This is a genomic window from Bacteroidales bacterium, from assembly GCA_012519055.1.
Lineage (GTDB): Bacteria > Bacteroidota > Bacteroidia > Bacteroidales > Salinivirgaceae > JAAYQU01.
In genome coordinates, this window is the sequence record JAAYQU010000047.1 from 14284 (window position 1) to 40846 (window position 26563).

The 26563-nt window shown below is 34.7% G+C and carries 23 protein-coding genes; 13 read left to right on the plus strand and 10 right to left on the minus strand.

Annotated elements, in window-relative coordinates:
• Nucleotides 1-238: 238 nt before the first annotated feature.
• On the plus strand, nucleotides 239-3181 hold the full coding sequence (locus GX311_10045) for a glycoside hydrolase family 92 protein (GenBank protein ID NLK16725.1): 2943 nt from the start codon (nucleotides 239-241) through the stop codon (nucleotides 3179-3181).
• Nucleotides 3182-3279: 98 nt separating this feature from the next.
• Here the strand turns inward: GX311_10045 and GX311_10050 are convergent, their stop codons facing one another.
• The 3 genes from GX311_10050 to GX311_10060 all read right to left on the minus strand — a co-directional run bounded on the left by GX311_10050 (nucleotide 3280) and on the right by GX311_10060 (nucleotide 5508).
• Entirely contained in the window at nucleotides 3280-4200 is a 921-nt protein-coding gene (locus GX311_10050) for a hypothetical protein (GenBank protein ID NLK16726.1), read from the minus strand.
• Between the two features lie 16 nt (nucleotides 4201-4216).
• Complete coding sequence (locus GX311_10055) at nucleotides 4217-4720, minus strand: T9SS type A sorting domain-containing protein (protein ID NLK16727.1); 504 nt, start codon at nucleotides 4718-4720, stop codon at nucleotides 4217-4219.
• A gap of 239 nt (nucleotides 4721-4959) precedes the next feature.
• The gene (locus GX311_10060) at nucleotides 4960-5508 is read right to left on the minus strand and encodes a hypothetical protein (protein ID NLK16728.1); all 549 of its coding nucleotides are present in this window, start codon (nucleotides 5506-5508) and stop codon (nucleotides 4960-4962) included.
• A 265-nt stretch (nucleotides 5509-5773) separates the two neighbouring features.
• Here GX311_10060 and GX311_10065 point away from each other — a divergent pair, with 265 nt between their 5' ends.
• Nucleotides 5774-6637 (plus strand): ChaN family lipoprotein, encoded by an 864-nt coding sequence (locus GX311_10065; GenBank protein ID NLK16729.1) that lies wholly within the window; start codon nucleotides 5774-5776, stop codon nucleotides 6635-6637.
• Nucleotides 6638-6930: 293 nt separating this feature from the next.
• On the opposite strand, the gene GX311_10070 is transcribed toward GX311_10065, so the two are convergent.
• The 7 genes from GX311_10070 to GX311_10100 all read right to left on the minus strand — a co-directional run bounded on the left by GX311_10070 (nucleotide 6931) and on the right by GX311_10100 (nucleotide 16053).
• Nucleotides 6931-7797: a hypothetical protein gene (locus GX311_10070; protein ID NLK16730.1), complete on the minus strand. Its 867-nt coding sequence runs from the start codon at nucleotides 7795-7797 to the stop codon at nucleotides 6931-6933.
• Between the two features lie 106 nt (nucleotides 7798-7903).
• Nucleotides 7904-9979, minus strand: a complete 2076-nt coding sequence (locus tag GX311_10075; protein NLK16731.1) for a VWA domain-containing protein — start codon at nucleotides 9977-9979, stop codon at nucleotides 7904-7906.
• Between the two features lie 141 nt (nucleotides 9980-10120).
• Nucleotides 10121-10867, minus strand: coding sequence for a 3-oxoacyl-[acyl-carrier-protein] reductase (fabG, locus tag GX311_10080; protein ID NLK16732.1), 747 nt, complete (start codon nucleotides 10865-10867; stop codon nucleotides 10121-10123).
• Between the two features lie 109 nt (nucleotides 10868-10976).
• On the minus strand, nucleotides 10977-11735 hold the full coding sequence (gene map, locus GX311_10085) for a type I methionyl aminopeptidase (GenBank protein NLK16733.1): 759 nt from the start codon (nucleotides 11733-11735) through the stop codon (nucleotides 10977-10979).
• Between the two features lie 91 nt (nucleotides 11736-11826).
• The gene (gene dnaA / locus GX311_10090) at nucleotides 11827-13266 is read right to left on the minus strand and encodes a chromosomal replication initiator protein DnaA (protein ID NLK16734.1); all 1440 of its coding nucleotides are present in this window, start codon (nucleotides 13264-13266) and stop codon (nucleotides 11827-11829) included.
• 614 nt (nucleotides 13267-13880) lie between these two features.
• Nucleotides 13881-14855, minus strand: coding sequence for an MCE family protein (locus GX311_10095; GenBank protein NLK16735.1), 975 nt, complete (start codon nucleotides 14853-14855; stop codon nucleotides 13881-13883).
• A gap of 91 nt (nucleotides 14856-14946) precedes the next feature.
• Complete coding sequence (locus GX311_10100) at nucleotides 14947-16053, minus strand: N-acetylmuramoyl-L-alanine amidase (GenBank protein NLK16736.1); 1107 nt, start codon at nucleotides 16051-16053, stop codon at nucleotides 14947-14949.
• Nucleotides 16054-16266: 213 nt separating this feature from the next.
• Here GX311_10100 and GX311_10105 point away from each other — a divergent pair, with 213 nt between their 5' ends.
• From GX311_10105 to GX311_10155, 11 genes are all read left to right on the plus strand, one after another.
• A complete protein-coding gene (locus GX311_10105; GenBank protein NLK16737.1) occupies nucleotides 16267-18780 on the plus strand; it encodes an LPS-assembly protein LptD in 2514 nt (837 codons plus the stop codon).
• A gap of 12 nt (nucleotides 18781-18792) precedes the next feature.
• Nucleotides 18793-19386, plus strand: coding sequence for a DUF2179 domain-containing protein (locus tag GX311_10110; protein NLK16738.1), 594 nt, complete (start codon nucleotides 18793-18795; stop codon nucleotides 19384-19386).
• 7 nt (nucleotides 19387-19393) lie between these two features.
• Nucleotides 19394-20659, plus strand: coding sequence for a CinA family nicotinamide mononucleotide deamidase-related protein (locus tag GX311_10115; protein ID NLK16739.1), 1266 nt, complete (start codon nucleotides 19394-19396; stop codon nucleotides 20657-20659).
• Between the two features lie 132 nt (nucleotides 20660-20791).
• Nucleotides 20792-21034: a 50S ribosomal protein L28 gene (locus GX311_10120; GenBank protein NLK16740.1), complete on the plus strand. Its 243-nt coding sequence runs from the start codon at nucleotides 20792-20794 to the stop codon at nucleotides 21032-21034.
• Nucleotides 21035-21045: 11 nt separating this feature from the next.
• Nucleotides 21046-21234, plus strand: a complete 189-nt coding sequence (rpmG, locus tag GX311_10125) for a 50S ribosomal protein L33 (GenBank protein NLK16741.1) — start codon at nucleotides 21046-21048, stop codon at nucleotides 21232-21234.
• Nucleotides 21235-21243: 9 nt separating this feature from the next.
• Nucleotides 21244-21402 (plus strand): DUF4295 domain-containing protein, encoded by a 159-nt coding sequence (locus tag GX311_10130; GenBank protein ID NLK16742.1) that lies wholly within the window; start codon nucleotides 21244-21246, stop codon nucleotides 21400-21402.
• A 495-nt stretch (nucleotides 21403-21897) separates the two neighbouring features.
• Nucleotides 21898-22842, plus strand: a complete 945-nt coding sequence (ftsY, locus tag GX311_10135; GenBank protein ID NLK16743.1) for a signal recognition particle-docking protein FtsY — start codon at nucleotides 21898-21900, stop codon at nucleotides 22840-22842.
• Between the two features lie 52 nt (nucleotides 22843-22894).
• Nucleotides 22895-23464, plus strand: coding sequence for a hypothetical protein (locus GX311_10140; GenBank protein ID NLK16744.1), 570 nt, complete (start codon nucleotides 22895-22897; stop codon nucleotides 23462-23464).
• A 179-nt stretch (nucleotides 23465-23643) separates the two neighbouring features.
• On the plus strand, nucleotides 23644-24129 hold the full coding sequence (locus GX311_10145; GenBank protein NLK16745.1) for a hypothetical protein: 486 nt from the start codon (nucleotides 23644-23646) through the stop codon (nucleotides 24127-24129).
• An 11-nt stretch (nucleotides 24130-24140) separates the two neighbouring features.
• On the plus strand, nucleotides 24141-25442 hold the full coding sequence (gene rimO, locus GX311_10150; GenBank protein NLK16746.1) for a 30S ribosomal protein S12 methylthiotransferase RimO: 1302 nt from the start codon (nucleotides 24141-24143) through the stop codon (nucleotides 25440-25442).
• A 123-nt stretch (nucleotides 25443-25565) separates the two neighbouring features.
• Nucleotides 25566-26474 (plus strand): hypothetical protein, encoded by a 909-nt coding sequence (locus GX311_10155; protein ID NLK16747.1) that lies wholly within the window; start codon nucleotides 25566-25568, stop codon nucleotides 26472-26474.
• The last annotated feature ends 89 nt before the right edge of the window (nucleotides 26475-26563 follow it).

A 26563-nucleotide genomic window follows, 5' to 3' on the forward strand; every position in this document is an offset into this window, starting at 1 on the left:
TAAGTAAATATTAAAAAGTTTAGAAAATTTAGAAAAGACTTCGTCTTTATAATGTATTTGAATTTCAGGTAATTAATTTTTTTTAACTTTATGAACTCTCAACTAAAAGAAACATTGAGGTTTTGGGCGACCACAAGGGTCGCCCCTACGTTAAATCTGTGATTATCCGTTAAATCTGTGTCATCTGCGTTCCAATTACTTTTAACTTTATGAACTTTTAACTTTTAACTCAATAAACATGAAAACACTTGTAAAATTATCACTACTGACAGCTCTGTCGTTAACGTTTGTCGCTTGTCTGAAAACTAAAGAAAAGCTTCAACCTGCTGAATATGTAAATCCGTTTATTGGCACGGATGCGCATGGGCACACGTATCCCGGGGCAAGTTTGCCGTTTGGAATGGTTCAGTTAAGTCCGCAAACACGACTTACTGGTTGGGATGGCTGCTCGGGTTATCATTTCAGCGATTCGGTTGTTTATGGGTTTGCGCACACTGCCTTAAACGGCACTGGATGTAGCGATTATGGCGATATTCTGATTATGCCTATTTCGGGAGAGAAACCGCAGTTTTTAAATCAAGACTATTGCTCACAATTTGACAAAAAAAGCGAAGTTGCAAAAGCAGGATATTACAGTGTTTATCTAACAAAACCATCTGTTTTGGCTGAGCTTACAGCCTCGCAAAGAGCAGGTTATCATAGATATACATTTACAAATGGCGGTAAATCGGGGTTTATTATCGATTTGGAACATCGCGACAAAGTCCTTAACTCATGGATTGAGGTTGTTAGCGATACGGAGATCAGAGGTTTGCGCCAATCATCTAATTGGGCTAAGGATATGGTTTGGTATTTTCATATCAAGTTCTCTAAACCATTTGAACAGGCAATATTAGCTAAAGACAACTTAGAACAACCTGATACTAAAAGAGTTGAAGGCACTAATATCAAAGCCTTTATAAAGTTTGATATTGCTGATAACGAAGCTGTTGAGATAAAAGTAGGATTATCGGCAGTTGATGAATCGGGTGCTTTGAAAAATTTGGAGTCAGAACTGCCTGATTGGGATTTTGCCAAAGTAAAACAATCGGCTTTCGACACGTGGAACAACGAATTGAGCAAAATAGAGGTTAACGGAGGCTCTATCGCTCAGAATATAGCTTTTTACACTGCACTTTACAGAACATACTTGCAACCCAATGTTTATCAAGATGTTGACGGTAGATACAGGGGAATGGATAAAAATATTCACACAGCCACCGACTTTACAAATTACACAGTTTTCTCACTTTGGGATACATACAGAACATATCACCCACTAATGACCATAATTGAGCAAAAACGTACTGCCGATTTTATCAATACAATGCTAAATATGTATCGTTTAGGCGGTTTGCTGCCAATTTGGGAGCTATCGGCTAACGAAACCTACTGTATGATTGGAAATCACGCTATTTCTGTTATTGCCGATGCTTATATGAAAGGGATTGAGGGTTTTAATGCCGAGGAGGCTCTAAAAGCAATGATAAACAGTGCCGAACAAGACCATTTTGGGCTAAAACCATACAGAGAGCACGGTTATATCCCCGGAGATAAGGAGCATGAATCTATCTCCAAAACATTGGAATACGCATATAACGACTGGTGTATAGCCGTAATGTCAAAGAAAATGGGAAAAGAGGATATTTATCAGAAATATATAAAACGTGCACAGTCTTATAAAAATATCTTAGACCCCGAAACTGGATTTATGCGCCCCAAACTTAACGGTGGCTGGTTATCGCCTTTTGATCCTACAAAAGTGGATTGGCATTTTACGGAAGCCAATTCATGGCAATATAGCTTTTACGTGCCTCACGATATAACTGGTTTTTATTCACTTTTGGGCGGTAAAGAGAGAATGATAGAACAATTAGATAAACTATTTACTACAAATGCCGATGTCTCAGGGCGTGATATGAAGGACATTACGGGTCTTATAGGACAGTATGCACACGGCAACGAACCGAGTCATCATATGGCTTATTTATATGTATTCGCAAACGAACCTTGGAAGACTCAACACTACGTTAAAAAGATTATGGACGAGTTTTATACCCCTACTCCAGATGGCTCGATTGGCAACGAAGATTGCGGTCAAATGTCGGCGTGGCTTGTTATGAGTGCTATGGGGTTCTATCCTGTTACTCCCGGAGCACCGGAATATATTATAGGTACACCATGGTTCCCAGAGATGTCGATAAACTTAGAGAACGGAAACAGGTTTAAAATAACTGCGAAGAACCTCACTGAGAAAAACAAATACATCAATTCGGTGAAGCTAAATGATGTGGATTATCCCAAGTCGTATATTTCTCATAATGAGATTATTTCTGGCGGTCATTTAGAGTTTTACATGACCGATAAACCCAATAAAACATGGGCTACTGCCGATGAAAATGTTCCTGTAACGCATATATCCGATAATCTGATACTACCTGTTCCTGTAGTAAACTCAAAAGATAGACGAATTCGTGACAGCATGGTTGTAGAAATTGTAAAAGTTGTTTCGGATTGTCACGTATTTTACACTTTAGACGAATCGGAACCTGATACAAGTTCTACAGAATACACCTCTCCTTTTGCGCTAAAAGAGACAACAACCGTAAAGGCTGTTGCATACAACCAAGAGCTTGGATACAGCTTTGTTACGGAAGCAGGTTTTGTAAAGATTGATTTGGATAAAAAGATAGAGATTCTCTCGAAATGGAGTAGTAGCTACCATGCAGGCGGTGCCGAAGCATTGATTGATGGTATAAAGGGTCAAGACAACTGGCGTTTAGGCAATTGGCAAGGTTATCAAGGTACTGATTTTGAGGCTATTGTTGATTTAGGAAAAGTAAAAGCCATAAAGTATATAAGCGCAGGATTTGTACAGGATATCAGGTCATGGATTTGGATGCCTATGGATGTTACCTTTTACGGCTCAAAAGACGGTAAAACGTATCAGAAATTGGCTACAGTTAAAAACCTTGTTCCTATTCACGATTACACTATTCAAACGCAAAATATGAGCGCAAAAGTTAATGCAACTGTACGATACGTAAAGGTTAAAGCTACTAATTTTGGCAAGATTCCATCTTGGCATTTGGGTGCTGGTGGTCAGGCGTTTATTTTTATTGATGAGATAGATATAGATTAAATATAACTACGTTCTATAAACAACTGAACAATTAAAAAAGAGGCTGTCTCAAAAGTAAAGACAGCCTCTTATATTTATTAAGTTTTAAACATCCCTAATCAATCCTTCAAACAGCGTACTGAAAAACCCCAATCCTTGTCGTAATAAACTCCACCTATTACAGTGGCATAGAAGTTCATGCCATAACTACGTACACCAAAGCCACTACGCTCTGTGGTAGTCCACCAGTCTCCAACATACCCAATGTACATAAAACTTCCATTATTGTATCGGTCGCCAGCCGGAAGAGCTGTAAAGCCTGATTCGTTGGTTGCTCCTTCGTTTGGACTTTCCCAGTGTTCTGTTCCGGCTTCTTTAAGTTTACCACCTGCTATATCTGTTCCACCAAGGTAATCTATTAATTGCACCCATTCTGCATCGCTTGGCAAATGCCAGCCTGTAGGACATACTCCCTGTACTCCGCTTGGATTAGAGCTACTACTTGACGATCCTGCCATTGCTGCTGTCCAGTTATATAATACACCGTAAGTGGCGTAATTAGCTGTAGCTTTGGCTTCTGTTACACTTGTTCCATAATAGTCATAGACATAATAATATGGTTCACTGTTTGAGGCTGTTTCCGGACCAACTACGCTCGGCAAATATTTTAGGTTCTCTGCCATCCATATTTGAGAGCCAATTTGTACTATCTGATATACATTGCCATCTCTGGGATCTGTAAAGGTCCCGGCTGTTGAGTCTTCTACTTCCGGTCTATAAAAAATAATACTGTCTATATCTGTATTAACGCTATATCGACCATTAACCACTCCGTTTTTTATAATATAGAGGGTATCATTGGAAGCAGAACCACTATTTCCATAAAACACAATACTATCTGTTTGTGTGTTAATATTGTATTGTTGCAAAATCGCTCCGTTTTTCATGATATACATTGTGTCAATCTGAGCAAAAGTACTGTTTAACGATAAGCCAAAAATTGCTATTAAAAAACTGATTATTGGGATAATTCTTTTCATATTAATTCTCCTGTTATTAGTTTTGTTTAATAACTTTTACTGTTTCAGTATATGTGCCGTGTACGTAACGGCAGAGGTAAATGCCTTGTGGCAAAGCGTTTAAATCAAGAGTCGTTTGGCTATTGGTAATTTTGTGGCTTATCAACGTTTTGCCATCGATGCCAAATACCTGCATTTCTCCACCAAGTTTATCGCTCGGCAGGATAATGTTTAGCAGGTTATTTGCCGGATTTGGGTACACCGTTAGCATATTTGCCTGTTCATCTGGCATATCAATTCCTATAAAGTTGATAAAACTTATATATCTTATTTCGTTAATGGCGTGTACAGCAGTACTGTTATCTGTTTTATGTACAGTAACATTGCCATCAGAAAAACTCAACTTGCTGATACTACTAAGGGTATAAATATCCTGAGTATCATCGGTGTTGCGCACATACAAATTTTGCGCGAAGGCCGGCAAAATATACAAGACTGAAGTGGCAACTACTAAAATTGATTTTAAAAAGTGTTTTCTCATTTTCTTATATTTAAAATTTTTAATTTATAAATATAGAACTAATAAACGTAATTCAGTAATCAAGATACTACATTTTAATAAAAATTTTAATTTTTATTTGGTTGTAATTAAGTTTTTGCAGTCTTGTAGTGATTTAAGAAAAATATTTTCATAAACTCCCATTAATGCAATAAAAAAGCCAACTACTAATAGCATAGTTGGCTTTGTTTTATTAGTCTTTAATTGCCTAAGTCTTATAGCTATAATGTTAAAACCAAGATAGTTATCAACATTGTTGTAAAATCATTATCATCGTTATCATATTCTATGGAAACTCGTTTATCAAACCTGCCTAAACCCAATTGCAATAGACCTGCTGTAAGCTCATTTAGCTCTTCTGTACTAGCTGTAATATGATAATTCTTTTCCTTTTTATCATAAGTATAGTTTATTTCAAGAATCTTATCGTTATCTAAATAGTAATCCCAACCGTTTTTCTTTTTCTTTTCTGATACAACAATATTTTGTGAAGGAAAAAATATCCTTTTGCCCTTATAAAAGGCAACTGTATCTTCATTACTGTTAAATAGTATTTTACTTTTCTTTAAAATGTAGTTATTCTCATTTATTTTAATATTTCTGATATTATCTTCTCTAACAAACGTAATAATTGTATCGTTTGTACTATTTAAAAGTGAGAATTTTTCAGCAGCACTATGTTTTTTAGGAATAACAGACGTAAATTGCTGTCCCTGCGAGAAAAGATTAGAGAAGAAAAAGGCAAATATTACAAAAGTTAAGTGTTTCACTGTTAATTATTTTTAATTAGTTCTATTACTGTCAAATATAATGTATTTCGATAATTAAATACAATATTTCTTTTGCTATTATTGTTATTTTTTTGTAACATTGCGGTAGCTTTTAAATTTTTATTTGGTTGTCCCCGTTTTGTTATATAACGGGGTTGTCAAGAAGCCAACTATATCATGGCGTAGTTGGCTTTATTTATTAAATAAGCATCACAAGAGATTATTTGAATTGTAAAACTTAGCAATCAATCTAAAAAAACACACTATGAGAACTACTATATTGTTGATAATTATGCTATTAAGCTCAAATATTTTAATGTGTCAAATGCGGACATATACCATTTATGACAAAACTGGAAAAGAGCTTGATTTTGAAGAGTTGGTAAACGTATCCCTTAAATCGGAATTGGTTTTCTTTGGTGAGTTGCATAATAACTCGATTGCCCACTGGCTACAAATAAAAATGCTTAAATCATTCATAGAGGCTACCGACCGCCAAATAGTTGTTGGAATGGAGATGTTTGAATCTGATGATCAGACACTTATTGATGAGTATTTAAACGGTATTATTCCGGAACGGAACTTTGAAGAGGAAGCTAAACTATGGTCAAACTACAAAACTGACTATAAACCTATAGTTTTGGTTGCTAAAGAGCATAAAATACCTGTTATTGCAACAAATACTCCCCGCAGATACGCTGCAATGGTTAATCGTGGTGGGTTTGAGGCTTTAGATAATCTAACCGATGAGGCAAAACAATTAATCGTCCCTCTCCCATTTGCTTTTGATGCGGAGCTACCAGGATATAAATTGATGACAGAAATGTCCCCAATGCAAAGCGTGAAAATAAATGTAGAGAACTTAGCTAAAGCTCAGGCATTGAAAGATGCAACTATGGCGCATTTTATACTTAAAAACCTCAAAGACAGAGGCTTGTTTTTCCATATCAACGGCATTTACCATACGAAAAACAACGAGGGTATTTTGTGGTATATTAACAATCAACTAAAAGGGGTGAAAATTACAACTATTAGCACAATTACGGTTTTGGATATAAACTCTGTTGATACTAGCGAGTTACAAACAGCGGATTTTACTATTTGTATAGATTCTGACTTTAGCAATTAACAATGTGCAATTAGCAATGAATAATTAAATGGCTGATTTTCACTCAATTGCCACGACTTTTAAGTCGTGGAATAGGTTACACACAGAAAATAGGCTTTAGCCCAAACTTACTTTATTTTCAGGTTTTGAAAGTCATAAGCCTTAATAAACTCATTGTATTCATCTGCAAAAGTTTTTCTTTTTTGATGCTCTTCCTGATTGACCATGTAAGCCGTTTTTTATAGATTTAGGCTAAAGCCATTTTTAATTCATTTATTATCCGTGCCTTAAAAGGCACGGCAATTGATATTCTATCACGGAATTTGACTCTCAATTATTGCTATATTGCTAATTCGTGCTTGCAAAATTTGTATATACTCTAAAGCTGGGGCAAATCCTATCTCTTTAGATTTTTGAGCAAATTCAAGGGCTTGGAGTAAAACTCCCTCTCTTTCGCATTTCACTGCTAAATTGTAATTTGCTTTTCCTGCAAGATTTTTATTTCCACTATCCGAGTACCTACTCCATAAGTCCTCGGCTTTATCCCATTGATTTGAACTAACATAGCTTTTTGCCACAACAAAATCATTATTTCCCGAAGTGAAAATATAACGATAGGTTTGATTCCAATGCGGAGAAATAGTTTTAGCAAATTGTTTGCCACACCTGTTAACTATATGATTTACAGCCTTGTGAAAATCAACAAGATCATACAAAGAGTTATAAGAAGTTTTTACACCTTCAACCCATACGGTATCGTGATAGTAGCGTTGGTAAACTGTTTGGTTATTACTATTCAATATTTCCCATGCAACCTTATATTCAACCATTACAGCCGATACGTAAAGTCTTGTATAATAGTCGCGTGTAGGTTCTTGAAGTACTTCTGTTTTTAAATCCACCAATTTTAGCTCTATGCGATTATTGTTGCTGAGATTTGAATTGAAAGTTGTATCAACACGGGCAAATTCAAATCTTTCCGATTCTGCTAAAATATTATAAGCTGCTCTAACACACTCAAAAGAGAGTAAACTATCTAACTGCCATTTCTCATATTGCTTGTTTGAAACAGGCTTTGGATTAGTAATAAAGTGCTTATTTACTAAATCAACATTTCTAACATTAAGATTTATAACTGTGTCGGCAGGTCTTAGCACTTCAAAATATACTCTGTCAACCACTGTACAAGAGTTGAAAAATATTAGTGTTGACAGTAAGGTACCAAAAACAAATATTAAACTTTTCGATTGCATGATTGAAATCCTCCTGTTTTACTGGTTAAATTTATTAACGTTGACCATGATATTTACGCAAAAACCATTCAATTGTTGCGAAACTAATAACCAAAAATAGTAAAAATGTATAAACAACAATGTCTGATATTGTGCGATTTGATATTTGACGCGGTTTTGAATCTATGAGCTTGCCAATCCTGTCGGAAAGTTCGTCTAAATCGGTATTATAAAAGATATTTTCATCTGAATTTCCTGAAATGTTTTTCAAGAACGTGATATCAGGAATTGAAACTTGCTTTTCTATGTTGATATCGGCAACTGCAAATGTCTTTTTATCTGTATATGTAGCACTATCTGTTTTATAATATCCTGTTACAGAATATGTTCCAACCGGCAAAGTCCCAATATATGTTCGATAGTACTGCTCATAAGGTTTCATACTAAAACTTATGTTTTGAGTGTCTTCGCCCTCAATCAGTAAATCGACTTTTTTATCGTTGATAAGCTGAAAGTTCATATTATATACAAACGCATCAACGTATATATTTGTTGTTTTTGCCCATATAGGTTTTACGCTAATTTTTAGTGGCGATGTTGCCGGCTTAACTGACAGGAACTGAATTACTTGTCCAATTAAATCGTTTAGAGCCGAGGCGTTTCCGTAGTTTTTATTTAAAAATATATTCCAACGCCACAATCCCTCTCCTGTTGTCAGGGCTATACGTCTGTTTCCTACAATTGTAGTTAGTAACAACGGGTTTTCTGTTTCAACTGACCCAATACGCTGAAATATAGCAATTTCAGAACTATTTACTACATTCCAACGTCCAAATTGAGCATATAACGGTGGCAATTTATCGATCACTGAAAGAAGCAACTGAGGTATAATAAAGTAATTATAGAATTGGTTTTCAACAGGATATACCAAATCTAACTTTTTGCCTGTACGACTAAAGTTCCACCCCAAATTTAGTTGGTTCAATATTGTTGTATTTGTTTTGGAGCCAACGAAAAACCATATCGAACGATTTTGCTTAACTGCCTCTACAACAAACCTATCAGCACCGAAATCACCATCGGGAAGGTGCATGAAAATTATAGCAGAATACTTATTAAAATCTCCAGAAAACGAACTAACATGCTGCACATCAAGTCTATAAGCCTTATTTTGCTCAATGCTTTGTCGTAAAAAACCAATATCTGGAGAAGGTGCATTATAAAGTAGCAGTATATCTGTTTCTGCATCAATAACTTCTATCGCAAAATAGGCTTTATTGTTTTCAATATTTTTCTCTCTTTGGTCGGCTTTTAATCTTACTTCGTATTGATAAACACCAGCTTTTGGAGCGTTAAGCATTACAGTAGTTTTTATTCTCTGTTCATCTTTTTGAAAATTGATTGGGATTTTTTCAACAAGAGTTCCTTTGCGGTAAATCTCAATTTCCGAGTTAACTATATTATTATCAGTTCTTCTGACCTCAATATCAACTTGAAATTTATTGTTGGAATATACCATTGGGTTATTTTGAATTGAAGCTATCCAATAATCAATAACTGCCACAGTATCAGCCATTACAACCGATAGTACAGGTATGCCACTCTTTTCAGCTTTTCTTGTAGGATACTCGCCTGTATTAACCAATCCGTCTGTAATTAAAACAATAGCGTTGGGCTTATTTACCTGATAATAGCTATCAATATGGTCGAACAGTGCCGATATATTTGTCTCATTCTCACTGTGTTGCAACGGGCAAGTATCACAAACTCTTTCGCCAAATGTAATGTTCTGTATATCAAACTTTTTGCTTAACTGTTCGGCTTGATTATTTATAATATCAATATTCTGTTGTAGTCTGATGGAATCGTTCAAGTATTTTATTGATTCTGAATTATCGTAGGCGAAAATAAGTTTTGGTTTTTGAATTTCTGTAAGTGTAAATGATATGCGAGGATTTAGCAAAATAAAAACTAACAGCGCGATAGTTAATGCTCTTAACGCAAAAAGATAAAAAGTTACTGATTTAGAAAACTGATTAGATGATTTTTTATAGTAAAAATAGTATGAAACTAAAGCTCCAGCGGCTAAAGCCAATAAAAAATAGAATATAAATTGAAGTGTGCTACTCATGTCGTAATTACCATGTTTTAATTGTCAAAAATACGAGATTTTTCGGTGTTTTTAGATACAATATTATAACAAAAGAGCCTTACAAATATATGTAAAGCTCTAATGGTTTATGATTGTATATTTTCAGTTCTATTTTTACAATCAGGTTTGCATTGCTCCGCAAACGCTAATTACTTGTCCGCTAACATACGAAGATAAGTCTGATGCTAGGAATAGACACACCTTAGCAACCTCGTCAGGTTCTCCACCACGTCTTAGTGGAATTTTTTCGTACCAACCTTTAACTATCTCCTCTGGCAGTTGTCCTGTCATGTCGGTAATGATAAATCCAGGTGCAACAGCGTTACAACGAATATTACGTACACCAAGCTCTTTGGCAATTGATTTTGTAAAACCAATCATTCCGGCTTTTGATGCCGAATAGTTACATTGATTGGCATTTCCGCCTACTCCAACAACAGAACTCATGTTGATAATACTTCCGGAGGCCTGTTTCCACATAATTGGCTGAACAGCTTTGGTAAAGTTAAACGCTGATTTTAAGTTTACGGTAATAACTGCATCCCACTGATCTTCGGTCATGCGCTTTAGAGCACCGTCTTTTGTTATTCCTGCGTTGTTAACTAAAATATCAACGCGTCCAAAGTCCTTTGCTATCTCTTCAACAACTTTTTGCGTTTGCTCATAGTCTGCTGCATTTGAAGCATAGCCTTTTGCCTTGACATTTAGAGCTTTTATCTCTTTTTCGGTTTCAAGAGCTACATCGTTGATAACAAGGTCTGTAAATGCTATATTACATCCCTCTGATGCTAAACGGAGCGCAACCGCTTTTCCTATTCCTCGTGCAGCTCCTGTAATAATTGCTGTTTTACCTTCTAATAGTTTCATAAATTACAATTTTATCTGTTATAATATCAATACAAAGTATATTGACCTTTTCGTGTCAAATTTACAAAAGGAGATTGATTTTTCAAAATTATGTCCAAACTCTCTGATGTTAATCGGGTAAGGTTAATATTTCGTAGCCTGTTGGGGTAACTAAAACCGTGTGTTCGAATTGTGCAGAGAGCTTTCCGTCAATTGTTCTGGCAGTCCAACCATCTTTGGTGTCTATTGTTACTCTTGGTTTTCCTATATTTATCATTGGCTCTACTGTAAAAATCATTCCTTCGCGCATCTTTTTTCCGGAGCCTCTGCGTGCAATATGTTCAACCTGCGGCTCTTCATGAAAATCAATTCCAACTCCGTGACCACAAAACTCGTAAACGACGCTGTATCCTTTGCTGTGTGCATAACGTGCAATAACAAATCCAATATCACCAAAATATGCACCAGGCTTTACTTGTTGAATCCCTAAGTTCAAACAATGTTTGGTTGCTTCAACCAATTTCATTGCCTCATCTGATACATTGCCTATCAAAAACATTGTGCTTGTATCGCCATAATATCCGTTCAAAATTGTGGTTACATCTATATTTACAATATCACCTTCTTTTAGGATAATTGATTCTGAAGGAATTCCATGACAAACAACTTCATTAAGAGATATGCACGAAGCTTTTGGGAAACCGTTGTAACCCAACGTTGCTGATATTGCGCCGTTATCTTCTATATACTTTAATATTAAGTTGTCTAAATGCTCTGTGGAAACGCCTGCAACTACGTAAGGTTCAATGTATTTCAGAACATTAGCTGCTAAACGAGAGCTTTTACGAATACCCTCAATTTGTTCGGGTGTTTTAATTATTATGGACATTACAAATATTGTTTAAATTCACAAAATGAAATAGTTTCCAAAGCTAACAATTAAACATCGCTTTGGAAACTATTGCCATTAAAAAAAGTAATTAACCTTTAAATATTTTCTCCAACTCTAACACATCCTCTCTAAAGCTCCTGTCAGTTTCCATTAAATTTCTGACTGTTTTACAGGCGTGAAGGACAGTTGCGTGATCTTTCCCTCCTATTGATGTGCCAATTGAGGCTAATGACTCCTTAGTCAACGCTTTAGCAAAATACATTGCAACTTGTCGCGCTTGGACAATTTCTCTACGGCGTGTTTTACTGTTAAGTTGTTCGAGAGAAACTTTATAATAGCTACATATTGTGTTTTGTATTAAATCAACTGTAATTGATTTACGCGTGTTTTTAACAAGTTTATCTATTAAATCTTGAGCTAAACTTAAAGTTATTTCATTTTTATTTAAAGTAGAATGTGCTAAGAGTGAAACTAAAGCACCCTCCATTTCCCTAACGTTTGTAGTTACGTTTTTAGCAATATACTTTTGTATTTCTGGGTTAAGTTCAACTCCATCTCTATATAAACGATGTTTTAATATAGCTAATCGTGTTTCGTAATCGGGTGCTTGTAGCTCGGCAATTAATCCCCATTTAAAGCGCGATAAAAGTCGTTGTTCTAAACCTTGTAGTTCGGCTGGCGACTTATCACATGTTAACACAAGTTGCTTAAAGTTTTGATGCAAATAGTTGAAAATATGAAAGAATGCTTCCTGCGTTTTGGGCTTGTTTCCTTGTGCAAATGAGTGTATATCATCAATTATCAATACATCTATCATTCTATAAAAGTTGATAAAATCGTTAGTCTCATTAGCTTGTACTGCATCAACAAATTGTTGTTGAAATTGATGTGCATGAACATATAAAACCATTTTGTCAGGGTGCTGTTCTTTAACCTGAAGACCTATGGCATGAGCAAGGTGACTCTTTCCATATCCACTGCCACCGTGAATAAACAACGGATTAAATGCTGTTTTGCCCGGATTTGCAGCTATATTTAATCCTGCCGAGCGAGCTAATTTATTGCAATCGCCTTCTATAAAATTATCAAATGTGTATTGTGGATTTAATTGTGAATCTATTTTAAGCTTTTGTAAACCAGGTATTACGAAAGGGTTTTTTATTTCGTGCCTTCTGTCGACACTAATTGGTATTTCAACAAGCTTGTTCACAGTGTTTACTTTTCCTTGTGCGGGCATAGCAATAGTTTTAGAGTTTTCGTTGGTTAAATCTTGGACCATAACTGGCTCGTATGATAATTTAGCACCGGGTCCAATAACTCGGCGTAGTGTTGATTTTAATAGTCCAATATAGTGTTCTTCTAAAATCTCTACATAAAACATTGATGGGACTTGTAGTCGCAAATCTGTTCCTTCAAAATGTAGTGGTTTTATTGGAGCGAACCAAGTTTTAAATGCTTGTACTGGTACATTGTCTCGAATTATATTAAGACACCTCTCCCATATTTGATCATGACTATTAAATTTCATTAAAAAAAACTCCTTTCACTTAAAAATCAGTACACAAGAAAAATGGCATTTGTACCTGCAATATTGTGAATTATTTTTATATAAAAAAATGAATTTCCTCTTGCTTTTTTGGATATTTTGATATGAACTTCACTATCAAGTGCTTTGAAGAATATTTTTTATATATTATATATTTATCTATATTTCAGTAATTTATAATTTATATTTTTTAACTAGATTTGCAATTATTTATTAAAATCATGCAAGTGACAAGCAAATTTTATTGGTGTAAATAGTTGCTTTATGGTTAATTATATGTTCTAATATTTTTATTTAAACGTTGTTATATTATTGTTATTTTTTTGATATTTTTATAAAATTTTTGCACATTAAATTAAAAAAAACTTCAAAATTATTATTAAAGTTATAATAACAATTGTTCATGTAAAAGTTTACAATTTTGTAAAATAATACTTACGGTTAACCATGTATTATCCCTAAGGACAGATTTATTATAGTCCGCATATTGTAAATATAGGACAATAGATATATTTTCGACACATACGTAACACACGCATTTATAAGAAGCTGCTACGTTGGTACACTTAAATGTGTGATTTTTTTACTAACCGAGCTTATTTTTTAACTTCTCTGCTAAAGATACTAAAGTTAAAATACCTCTTAGGATTTTTATTTATATCTTCGGACAGTTTGCTCAGGTTTTCAACCGCTTCGACAAGTGAGTAGTATAAGGTGTCATTTTGCATCATCTTTCCAACTGTGCCCTCGCCCTTTTCAATTCTTTCCATTGTGGATTTAACAGAAGCCGTTGTTTTATTGATATTATCGGTTAAACTTACAAATGAGATGTTTGATATAGAGTCTGTGGTTTTATCTAAATTGTTAATTATTTGTCGTATCTCTTTATTGCTTTTATTTAGGTTGTCTGTCAAACTTCTGATATTTACAACCGTAGCTTGTATATCATCAGATTTATTAACAAGTAGAGTATCTAGTTTATTAGTAATACTGTGTATGTTTTTAGTTGAAGAGTTAATATGAGTAAATGCTTTTTGAATATCTTCTCGTGTCTCTTCATTAAAAACCAATCTTACCATTCTTATAGCTTCCTCCATCTCATTTAACAAATCTTCTGCCTTATGTTTTAGGGGTAACATTTGTATACTTACTTGCTCTTTTAAGCTCTCTTCCGTGTCTGAAATCAACGTGTCGCCTGATTTATGAAACTGTTTATTTTCGGTAAACTCAAGCTCTACGGCTTTTGTTCCCATTAAATCAATACTAACAATACGCGCAATAGTGCCAACAGGAATATCTATCTTAGGGTTAACTCCTATTACTACATCTATATTGCCAATCTGTTCAAAATTGATTTTTATTGAATGAACAGTTCCTACTTTAAAACCATTAAATAAAACTGAAGACGATTCGGATAATCCACTAACATGTTGATAAGTAACTTTATAAAAATTTTCATTTGAAAATACGTCTCTACCTTTTAAAAAGTTAATCCCCCATATTAGTATAAATATACCAATTGAGACAAGTAAGCCTATTAAGGCAATTTTTGATTTATGACCTAATGCCATACTCTATTTTTTATGCAAATATACTGTTTTTTCAATTATTCAAAATCAATAGTTGGCTATGTAATTTATGTTTTGTAAGCCAAATATTTACTTATTTTGAGCTCTTTCTAATAGCTACATCAACGGGTATTGGTTTTTGATCCTCAAAAGCTGTAATAAATGCTCCTGGAAAATATATTTTACAATTTTCTATTGCATTTTTAGCTTCTGCATACGTACTAAATGTACCGTGATAGTATTTATTAAACCCGTCTAGCCATAAATAATAGACTTTTCCTAATTCAACAAACTCTTTTTTACCCAAGTCGGGTGTTGCCTTTGATGCCGTTAGCTGAACAGAAAATACAATTCCTTTTTGAGGTAACTTTATGGTTGTATTATCATTAGCCTGACCATCTTGGCTCTCACTTAGTTTTTCTAATTTTATACTTAACTCCTCAAAATATGAATCAACAGCTCTGTAAATAGCTGATGCTAACTGCTCTATACCTTTTTGGCTATTGATATAAGCTTCTTCTTCTCTATTTGAAATAAATCCTACTTCCACTAATACACAGGGCATGCTAGTATTCCATAACACAAGAAAACCCGCCTGCTTTACGCCTCGGTTATGCCTTTTAACATTTTGAGTAAATTCGTTTTGTACAAGATTTGCAAATTGGAGACTTTGATCAAGATGCGCATTTTGCATCAATGAAAAAATGATAAACGATTCAGCAGATGATGGATCGTAACCTTCATATCTCTCGCTATAATCTTGCTCAAGAACAATAACTGCGTTCTCTTTTTGTGCTACTTCTAAGTTCTCCTGGGTTTTGTGTAGCCCCATTACAAAGGTCTCTGTTCCATGGGCTTTAACATTTTTGGATGAATTGGCATGTAATGAAATAAAAAGGTTTGCCTTATTCTCATTTGCAATTTTTGAGCGTTGATCCAATGGAATAAAAACATCTGTATCACGTGTATAAATAACCTTAATATTTGGTAATCCTTCGTTGATAAGTCCTCCTAATTTTAAAGCTAATCTAAGAACAATATCTTTTTCTTGTGTAGAAGACCCTAAAGCACCTGAGTCTTTGCCTCCATGTCCGGGATCGATCACAACAGTAAATGACTGCTTTCCTATTTTACTATCTTGAGAAATCGCACTCTGCAACCCCAATAAAAAAACGATTAATAATAAAAAAAATCGAGACATTAACGAAAGGGTTGATATTCTTAGCGAGAATTTCGTTAGTTTTGACACGAAATTTGACGAGCATGTTTCCATGTGCGTTTGATTTTAATGTTTTGTAAACTGTATATATTTGAAACTCAATATTATACTTTTTATTGTTAGCTAAATTAGGATAAGTTTGCAAATCCAACGTTATAGAATACAAAAGTATAATTTATTAATCGTTTTTCATAAGTGAATCGATATTTTTACATATTACTTTTATTACTATTAACATTTCCGATAGAATTATTATGGTCTCAAGATGAGTCTATTGATAAGCCAAAACCTTCTGTACAGAAAAAAAGCAAATCAATGCTAGAAATGCCAATAGATTATCAGGCTCAAGATACAATAAAAGTTTTTATCAGGAAAAAAAAGGAGGTTTTGATAGGTAATGCAAAGGTAACATATCAAAATATGGAACTTACGGCTGATTACATTGAAATCGACTTCGAAAAGGGAGAAGTGTTTGCAACTTGCAAACCCGACAGCACAGGGCAAATGTCTGGTTTTCCGGTATTTAAAGAGGGTCCGGACCAATTTGAGGCTTATTCTATTAGATATAATTTCAACACAAAGAAAGGTTTGATTCACGATGTTGTGACAGAACAAGATGGGGGGTTTTTACATAGCTCTACTACAAAAAAACACTCTGCCAATATTATTGATATTAAAAAGGGTAAATATACAACCTGCGAGAATGAGCATCCACATTTTTACATCGCTTTGTCAAAAGCTCGAATTATCCAGAACGAAAAGATAGTTGCCGGACCAGCCTACTTGGTTATCGAAGACATACCTACACCCGTTGCTATTCCTTTCGGTTATTTCCCATTTACTAAAGAAAAAGCCTCTGGAATTATTATTCCATCTTATGGTGATAGTCGTGAAAGAGGCTTTTACCTTACTAATGGCGGATATTATTGGGCGGGCACTGATTACTTCGACTTTAGAATTTTAGGCTCAATTTACACAAAGGGTTCATGGGATTTGGAAGCAAGATCAAGATACAAACTACGTTACAAATTTGGAGGTGTTTTGGCATTCAAAACCGAGAAAATAGTGATAGGCGAAAAAGGGACGTCTGACAGACAAGTGCGTGATGGATATGTATTTACATGGAACCATAACCAAGACCCTAAGGCTAACCCCTACCAACGTTTTGGAGCTAATGTTAATTTAAGGTCAACCTCATCTAATATCTACTCTACAAACCTTAATAACTATATTCAAAACACTGTGTCGAGCGATATCTCTTACCAGAGAACATTCTCGGGCACACCTTTTTCTCTATCTGCTAATGCTAAGCACGTTTTAAACACAATTGATACAAGTGTTACACTTACTCTACCAACAGCAACACTTAATATGACACGACAAACTCCCTTTGCACGAAAAGAGAGAATTGGAAAACAAAAATGGTACGAAACAATTGGGATAACCTATAATGCAAACTTGCAAAACACTGCAAAAATGCACGAGCGTGACTTTTTTACCAACAGAATGAACGACAAATTCAAATATGGTGTCAATCACAACATAAACTCAAATGCGTCACTAAAAGTGTTAAAGCATATTAATATAACGCCGCAAGCATCGTATAAAGAACGTTGGTATTTTGAGCAATTTAACAAGAAATTTATCAAGGGAACAATGCATGATAGCCTAATGATAGACCCTCCAATACGAGACACAGTTATTGCTGATACTTCGCAAGGTTTTTACCGTGTTTGGGATTATAACACATCAGTAAGCATGAGCACCATGATATATGGTATGTTCAAGTTTCATCCAAAACTACCCGTAAAAGCCATAAGAGTTGTACATAAACCATCAATTTCATTATCGTATAAGCCCGATTTTGGCGAACAAAAGTACGGATATTACAATCATGACACTATTGCGGCTTTAAACTACAACAGGTATGCAGGTAGTATTTTTGGAACTCCGTCGGTAGGAGAATCAAAGTCTATTTCGTTCAGCCTTAATAATAATGTTGAAATGAAAGTTCGAACCAGAAAAGATTCCCTAAATGATTCAAAAAAAATCACTATTTTCGATGCTATTGGGTTGTCAACAAACTACAACGCAGCTATAGATAGTCTAAACTGGTCACCACTTAGTTTTAATGCCCGAACTAAACTATTCGATTTTTTGAACTTTAATTTAAGCGGAAGCATGGATTGGTACACATTTGATGAGGTTGCTATGCGGCGTATCAATAAATTTCAATACAAAGTCGACAAAAAATTAGGACGACTGACCTCTGTTAACTTTACCGCTAATTTTAGCCTAAATTCAACATCTTTTGGCGATAAAAACGAACGCGTTAGTTTAGATCCATATGACTACAATTACTATTATAACTATTTTGATATCCCCTGGTCAATTAGCGTTGGGTACACATATTCATACGCAAAGCCTGATACAAAAAAGCGTGTTATTCAGAACGTTAACATTTCGGGAGACTTTAGTGTAACAAACAAATGGAAAATAAGCTATTCAACTGGTTATGACATCGAAAGGAAACAAATTTCACTTACGAACTTGGGAATAACGAGAGATTTACACTGTTGGATAATGCGCTTCGAGTGGGTTCCATTTGGAGAGCGACAAAGCTACTTCTTTACAATTGGAGTTAAATCAAGTATTTTACAAGACCTTAAATTTGATAAACGAGAATATTATTTCGATACTGTACGATAAATCATTAATGATATGGACTCTTTTTACGACTCAAATCTGTTTTCTTATGTAGTATTGCCACTTCTTATATTTGTGGCACGCGTTATCGATGTTAGCATAGGTACGCTACGGATTATTTTCCTGTCAAAAGGATTTAAAAAGACCGCACCCATAATGGGTTTTTTTGAGGTTTTAATCTGGATTTTAGCAATTGGCGAGATAATGAAAAACCTAAATAACTGGAGTTGCTATCTTGGCTATGCAGCGGGCTTTGCTGCAGGAAATTATATAGGTATTCTCTTAGAAGAGAAGTTGGCAATGGGAATACATATTGTTAGGGTAATTACCGAAAAGGGTACTAAACAACTGCTTAATAATTTCCACGACGCTGGTTTCGGAGCAACTGTTTTAGGGGGTGAAGGTCACAGCGGCAAAGTTGATGTTGTGTATGTAATAATCAACAGAAAAGATTTACCAAAAGTTGAAAATATAATCGAAGCTCACAATCCTCAATCATTTTATTCTATTGAAGATATAAAACAGGTTAAGCATGGAATATTTCCGACACCATCATTGAAAAACAAAAGATATAGAAGTCCATTTAATAGATTAAGAAAAGGAAAATAAAATTATCATGTCAAAATATTCTGCTGTAATTGTCACTATAGGCGATGAAATATTAATAGGTCAAATATTAGACACTAATAGCCAGTGGCTTGCGAACAATCTTTTTTCTGAAGGCTTCACTATCGCTGAAATAATAAGCATTGGCGACATCGCCGAAAAGCTTATCGAAGTTTTGGAATATGTCAACAACCGTTTTGATTTTGTTGTATTTACAGGTGGCTTAGGTCCTACTAATGACGATAGAACTAAGGTTATACTAAACAATTGGTTTGGAGCTAAGTTGGTTTTAAACCATGATGTTTTGTCTGATATCTCCGAAATGCATTTTAGACGACACGGAAATAAAAATCTTAACCAACGAAATCACGATCAAGCAATGGTTCCCGACTGTTGCACTGTTCTAAGGAATGAAGTTGGCACCGCACCCGGTATGGTATTCTCAAAGGATGATAGCAAAACTATCTTTGCAATTCTGCCGGGAGTTCCTTTTGAGATGAAGTGGTTATATGAAAATAGATTAAAGGAGATAATCAATTCCAAATTCGACTTAATCCCACAAACCTACGACCTGTTTCATGTAATGGGTATTTCAGAATCAGCTCTTGCCCATCTGTTAGAGGATTGGGAAGAACAGTTGCCCGATGAATGGAAGCCCGCATACTTGCCCGCCGCAGGAATTATAAAATTGAGAGTTTTTCGCCCACAACCTGTTACAGAGCACTATAAACAGAGCATTGACACTTTGAAAAATCTTTTGGGTGAAAAACTAATTGCAAAAGACCAGGATACAATTCTTGATACAGTTGCTAAATTACTAGTATCCAATAAATTAACCATTGGAACTGCCGAGAGTTGCACCGGAGGAAATATTGCACGAGTCTTTACCCAAAAAGCCGGTGCAAGCGACTATTTTAAAGGCTCGATTGTATCCTATTCGAATGAGATTAAAACCAACATCCTAAAAGTTGATGAGAAATCTATAGAAAAGTTTGGTGCTGTTAGCCAAGAGGTTGTGGAACAGATGAGCGCAGGGGCACAAAAAATACTTAATTGCGATATCGTAGTATCAACAACAGGTATAGCTGGTCCCACTGGTGGAACTGAACAGAAACCAGTTGGCACAGTTTGGATATCAGTATATTTTAAGGGCAAGTTCTTTACAGAGAAGTATCTATTTGGAAAAACAAGAGAAATAAACATAGAGCGAACTACTAATAGTGCAATATATTTGTTATACAAGGTTTTAAAGAATTTATATAAACCTTTAGTTTAAATTTAAATAAACAGCAAATTGTTGTGAACTAAAACTTTTTACGAAAAAAACAACAAAAGAGTTGTGTAAATAAAAAATTTACCCGATATTTGCACTCCGAAAAATAAACAAAAGATTTAAACATAATTATAGATGTCACGAGTTTGTCAAATAACAGGAAAAAAGATGATGGTCGGTAATAATGTTTCGCACTCAAACCGTAGAACAAAAAGACGTTTTTACCCCAACATATTTAAGAAAAGATTCTACATTCCTGAAGAAGATCGTTGGATTACTCTAAGAGTATCAGCCAATGGAATTAGAACAATCAACAAAAACGGGCTATTAAATAGCCTTAAAGAAGCCCAAAAAAAAGGTTTTATTAAAAGTTATTAATTTAGATTACAATGGGAAAGAAAGCAAAAGGCAATCGTATACAAGTAATTCTTGAGTGCACTGAGCATAAAGAGAGTGGAATGCCTGGAACATCGAGGTATATAACCACTAAAAACCGGAAAAACACAACCGGAAGAATGGAATTAAAAAAATACAACCCAATATTAAAACGCATGACATTACATCGCGAAATTAAATAAATATTAGTCATGGCAAAGAAAGCAGTAGCAACATTGAGAAAAGGTGGCAGCACAAAAGGTTACGCCAAAGTTATTAAAATGGTAAAATCTCCAAAAACTGGATCTTATCAGTTTAAAGAAGATGTTGTACCACAAGAAGAGATAAAAAATTTCTTTAGCAAAAAATAGTTTTTTGTTCATACTTTTATGCATTTAAGCCTTCCTTGGGAGGCTTTTTTGCGTTATATTAACAACTAAGCAATTAACAATGAGCAATGAACAATTAGCAATTTAGTTAAAAGTTGAAAGTGGTTGGTGGTTGGTAAGTGGTGAATGGTGAATGGTGAATGGTGAATGGTGAATGGTGAGTAGTGAATGGTAAGTGGTGAAAATCAATCATATTTTAAAGACGTAGTCTTTCCTTAATATTCCTTAACTCCTAATTGGTTTAATTTAATGGTCGGAAGACCGAAGTCTGAAGTCAGAAGACAGAAAAACGAAAAGTCGAAGCCTATTTCAAAAAAGACACAACTCGTTCCACGCAAGACGCACCTTTTACCTTGTACCTTTTACCTTGCACCTTGTTCCTTGCAACTCGCAACTTTGTAAATTGTCAAACACGTTGTTTATTTGATGTTTTTATATAACTTTGTTCGTCTAAATTAGTTCACTAAAAATAATACTATGTTCTTTTTCTCAAAAGACAAAAAAGAGACTCTTGATAAAGGGCTCCATAAAACACGAGAAAGTGTTTTGTATAAACTCGGTAGAGCAATACTCGGCAAATCAAAAGTTGATAATGAAGTACTTGACAATCTCGAAGAAGTGCTGCTTTCATCTGATGTTGGTGTCGACACCACTTTGAGAATTATTGAGTCAGTAGAAAAGCGCATCAAAAGAGATAAGTACGTTAACACTGATGAGCTGAATAATGTCTTAAAGCAAGAGATAGCTGCTCTATTAGAAGAAAACGACAACGAAGATGAAATGGGGTTTAATCCACCGGAAAACAAAAAACCTTACGTAATACTGGTTGTTGGCGTTAATGGTGTAGGCAAGACAACAACTATCGGGAAGTTGGCATACCAATTCAAACAGAGTGGTAACTCGGTTATGTTAGGAGCAGCTGACACTTTTCGAGCGGCAGCCGTTGAACAGCTTGTTATTTGGGGCGAACGTGTTGGGGTTCCGGTTATTAAGCAACAAATGGGAGCTGATCCTGCTTCTGTTGCTTTCGATACAGTTAAATCTGCCGTAGCAAACAATATAGATGTTGTTTTAATTGATACTGCAGGAAGACTGCACAACAAAATCAACCTAATGAACGAACTTACCAAAATAAGGAAAGTGATTCAAAAGATTGTTCCAGAGGGACCTCATCAGGTTTTGTTAGTTTTAGACGGTAGCACAGGACAGAACGCTTTTGAACAAGCAAAACAGTTTACTGCTGCTACAAAAGTTACCGACTTGGCACTGACCAAGTTAGACGGAACAGCAAAAGGTGGCGTTGTTATTGGTATCTCTGACCAATTTAAAATTCCGGTACGCTATATTGGTGTGGGTGAGGGAATTGAAAATTTGCAGCTGTTTAACAAAGCTGAGTTTGTGGATTCGCTGTTTAAAAGCTGATAGTAAGACTGATAAACCTTTCAATAAATCGAGTTATTGCTATATGTAATAAATGAAAAAAAACTTTTACATAATTGCATTGATTGTTTTGATTCCCGGCTGTGGAATTTTAATTAACCCGATTGTAGAACAGATAACTGACTCTTTCGTGGATTGTGCACAAGAAATGGAAATTGATAGTTGTGAGCAAACTTTGATTTCGCTAGTAATAGCTAAGCGATTTACTGAACAAAAGTTTCCTGAAAGCCTTGACCAATTGAATTATATAAACATGGAAAACTCAATTGATTCAACACAATTTACAGATTCAGAGAAAAAAGAATATAAAGAAAGCATTGGGACAATAACAAATAATTGGATATTGCCATGGACTAATGACTGTAAGCAAAATTTTGACACAGTTTCTATGTTTCCGTATTCAGTAGATTCTTTAAAACTAGGTTGGACAAAGACCTCATATTTAGAAAATTTATCAAAAAAAATAGTTAAAGAAAGTTGGATGTTAAAAGTAAAATCAGATTCGATAATTGAGCCATATCTCATTGATTTCAAAATTAAAGTTATAGATTCAACGGGTAGAGTTATATCGATAATGACAGGAATGGAGAAACAAGATGAATAAAATACATCTGTCAATATAAAACAGTTGGAATTCAATGGTTTTGCGTGGTTTTGGTTCTCATACCAACGTTTTCCTCGATGGATACAGGCAAACTCCGAAAACACGACCGTTTCATTTTGTCAAGCGTTATGCCTCATATAGATATTTATTTATGCACAATAATTTAAATTGATTTAAAAATGAAAAGAGTAACAATTATTATGACCTTACTTACAGTTGTCTGTTCACTTACCTATGGACAATCTGTATCTGATTCGATTTCAGTAAAAAAAGTATTTGGAGGATATCAGTTTTACCAAGGCGACAAAAAATTGGATATAAATCAACTTGTAAGCACAATGCAATCAAATGAACAAGCCTACCAACAAATCAAATCTGCTAAAACAAAACATACCATAGCAACTATAATGTGCGGAGTTGGTGGTTTTTTGATAGGATGGCCTATAGGGGCAGCATTAGGTGGCGGAGAACCAAACTGGACAATGGCTGGTATTGGTGGAGGAATAATTGTTGTTTCTATACCAATTGTTAAAAGTTGTAATAAAAAATCAATACAAGCAGTTGAAACCTATAACAGTGGATTACGAACAAGTTCGTTTTGGGATAAAAATAAGCTAAAACTATCATTTACAGAAAACGGAATTGGACTGACATTAAACTTTTGAGAACTACTTAAATGAAAGCAAAAGCAAAAGTAGTTACCTTAGGCTGTTACAAAAACCTTGTTGATAGTGAACGCCTCATACGTCAGTTACAACTTAATGATATTGAACTAATTGCAGAGAATCAAACAGCAGAACATCTTGATATCGTTGCCATAAATACGTGCGGATTTATAAACGATGCTAAAGAGGAGTCAATTGAAACGATACTTCATTACGTGAATTTAAAAGATAGAGGTGTAGTTGGGAAAATAGTTGTTTTCGGCTGTTTAAGTGAACGTTATAAAAACGAACTGATTAAAGAGATTCCAGAGGTTGATAATTTCTTCGGCAAGTTTGCAATTGACGATATAGTTAAAAGCATTGATAAAAGCACTGTATCTGAGAAACTATATCAACGAACTATTACAACCCCAAAACATTACGCATACCTAAAAATTTCAGAAGGGTGTAACAGAAAATGTGCATTTTGTGCTATTCCGCTTATAACGGGAAAACATAAATCGGTGGAAATTGAAGATTTAGTAAAAGAGGCACGTTTTTTAGCAGAACAAGGCACAAAAGAGCTTATTTTGGTAGCACAAGACCTAAACCAATATGGCAGCGATTTAGCTCGTAAAACTACACTTTACGAGCTTATTAATAGACTGTCTGATATCGCTGAAATTGAATGGATTAGATTGCAATATCTATATCCCCAAGGATTCCCAAAAAAACTGCCAAAACTAATGGCTAATAATCCCAAAATTTGCCATTACGTTGATATCCCTTTTCAACATGCCAACAATGTTATACTTCAAAAAATGGAGCGACACCACTCCTACGAGGATAATATCAAAATAGTTGAGATGTTGCGGGAGGCTGTTCCTGATATAGCTATCCGAACAACTTTAATTGTTGGATTTCCTGGCGAAACTAACAAACGTTTCGACGAGTTAGTCAAATTTGTTAAAACCGTTCGTTTTGAGAGACTTGGAGCGTTTACATATTCTCACGAAGAGAATACACCTGCCGCTAAGAAACTGAAAGACAACATATCAGAAAAGGTTAAGTTACAGCGACTTGAACATATTATGAGCATTCAGGAAAAAATATCAACCGAAATAAATCAAAGTAAAATAGGAACAATCCAAAGGGTTATTATTGACAGAAAAGAGGATAATATATTTATTGGGCGCACTCAATACGACTCACCCGAGGTGGACAATGAGGTTTTAATCACAAACTCAAACGATACAAAAATAAAAGTTGGCGATTTTATAAACGTGAAAATTGTTGATGCACACGCTTTCGATCTGTTTGCAACCACTATTTAATAGTTTTAAATAAGTTAGTCTAAAACTTTTATTACTTCAAATAACATTTTTTAAAAGAATTTTACTATTTTCGTAAAATTAACATTATGTTAACATATTTAAAAATTCTTTTAATCAAACGCTATGTTTAAAACATTTATCCACAAATATATAGCAACAATTCTTGCAGTAACTATTTATTCCCTTTTACTTACAGGTTGCACAAAAAAAAGTCCTTATCCAGATTACTCTTTAATTGACGGAGATGTTTATTACAAACTAATAATGTTTGGAGACGAACGCAGTTTTCCTAAAGCAAGTGACTTTGTTACTATTGACATTGCATACAGGACAATGAATGATAGTCTATTTTTTATTGGTCGTCGTACACTGCAATTATCTGAACCTGAATTTCCGGGCTCAATAGATTACTGCTTTTTTGCACTTTCAGAACATGATAGTGCTTCATTTATAATCGATGCACAAGGATTATTCGAAAAAACATTAAGCGGAGAACTTCCTTCATTTTTAAGCCCCGGAGATGTTTTGAAAGTTGATATTAAAATGATAATCAAAAGAACAGAAGATCAATACAAACGCGAAAAAGAAGAGTTTTTAGCATGGATTAAAGATTTTGGAGAGTATGAGCGTACCGTTTTAGAGAATTTTATCGAACAACGCGATATTAAAATAAAACCCACAGAATCGGGCATGTACTTTATTCCACTAAAAAGTGGCAACGGTAAAAAAGTTGAACTCGGTGATATTGTTACGGTCAACTATGAAGGTAAATTTTTAAACGGTGATTTCTTCGACTCTACAGTTGAACGACAGCAACCATTTGAGTGTGTATATGGTACTGAATGGCAGGTTATCAAAGGTTTGGAAGAGGCTATAGGAATGATGAGAGAGGGTGATAAAGCAGCAATTATTCTTCCTTCAGGATTAGCTTGGGGGTCTAAAGGCTCAAGTACAGGAATTATTCCACCGTTCACTTCTGTTATATATGAAATAGATTTGGTATCTGTTCAACAAAGAGCAAACCGTTTATAAACAACACTCTTTTACATATTGCTCAACCTATCCATGCATTTGTATTGCTTGAATTTTCCATGTATATCAAAAATGAGTATTTTCGTAGG

Coding starts and splice junctions, on each gene's coding strand:
- GX311_10045 (NLK16725.1), top strand. CDS start 239: ATGAAAACACTTGTAAAATTATCACTACTGACAGCTCTGTCGTTAACG.
- GX311_10050 (NLK16726.1), bottom strand. CDS start 4,200: ATGAAAAGAATTATCCCAATAATCAGTTTTTTAATAGCAATTTTTGGC.
- GX311_10055 (NLK16727.1), bottom strand. CDS start 4,720: ATGAGAAAACACTTTTTAAAATCAATTTTAGTAGTTGCCACTTCAGTC.
- GX311_10065 (NLK16729.1), top strand. CDS start 5,774: ATGAGAACTACTATATTGTTGATAATTATGCTATTAAGCTCAAATATT.
- GX311_10075 (NLK16731.1), bottom strand. CDS start 9,979: ATGAGTAGCACACTTCAATTTATATTCTATTTTTTATTGGCTTTAGCC.
- fabG (NLK16732.1), bottom strand. CDS start 10,867: ATGAAACTATTAGAAGGTAAAACAGCAATTATTACAGGAGCTGCACGA.
- map (NLK16733.1), bottom strand. CDS start 11,735: ATGTCCATAATAATTAAAACACCCGAACAAATTGAGGGTATTCGTAAA.
- dnaA (NLK16734.1), bottom strand. CDS start 13,266: ATGAAATTTAATAGTCATGATCAAATATGGGAGAGGTGTCTTAATATA.
- GX311_10095 (NLK16735.1), bottom strand. CDS start 14,855: ATGGCATTAGGTCATAAATCAAAAATTGCCTTAATAGGCTTACTTGTC.
- GX311_10100 (NLK16736.1), bottom strand. CDS start 16,053: ATGTCTCGATTTTTTTTATTATTAATCGTTTTTTTATTGGGGTTGCAG.
- GX311_10110 (NLK16738.1), top strand. CDS start 18,793: ATGGACTCTTTTTACGACTCAAATCTGTTTTCTTATGTAGTATTGCCA.
- GX311_10115 (NLK16739.1), top strand. CDS start 19,394: ATGTCAAAATATTCTGCTGTAATTGTCACTATAGGCGATGAAATATTA.
- GX311_10120 (NLK16740.1), top strand. CDS start 20,792: ATGTCACGAGTTTGTCAAATAACAGGAAAAAAGATGATGGTCGGTAAT.
- rpmG (NLK16741.1), top strand. CDS start 21,046: ATGGGAAAGAAAGCAAAAGGCAATCGTATACAAGTAATTCTTGAGTGC.
- GX311_10130 (NLK16742.1), top strand. CDS start 21,244: ATGGCAAAGAAAGCAGTAGCAACATTGAGAAAAGGTGGCAGCACAAAA.
- ftsY (NLK16743.1), top strand. CDS start 21,898: ATGTTCTTTTTCTCAAAAGACAAAAAAGAGACTCTTGATAAAGGGCTC.
- GX311_10140 (NLK16744.1), top strand. CDS start 22,895: ATGAAAAAAAACTTTTACATAATTGCATTGATTGTTTTGATTCCCGGC.
- GX311_10145 (NLK16745.1), top strand. CDS start 23,644: ATGAAAAGAGTAACAATTATTATGACCTTACTTACAGTTGTCTGTTCA.
- rimO (NLK16746.1), top strand. CDS start 24,141: ATGAAAGCAAAAGCAAAAGTAGTTACCTTAGGCTGTTACAAAAACCTT.
- GX311_10155 (NLK16747.1), top strand. CDS start 25,566: ATGTTTAAAACATTTATCCACAAATATATAGCAACAATTCTTGCAGTA.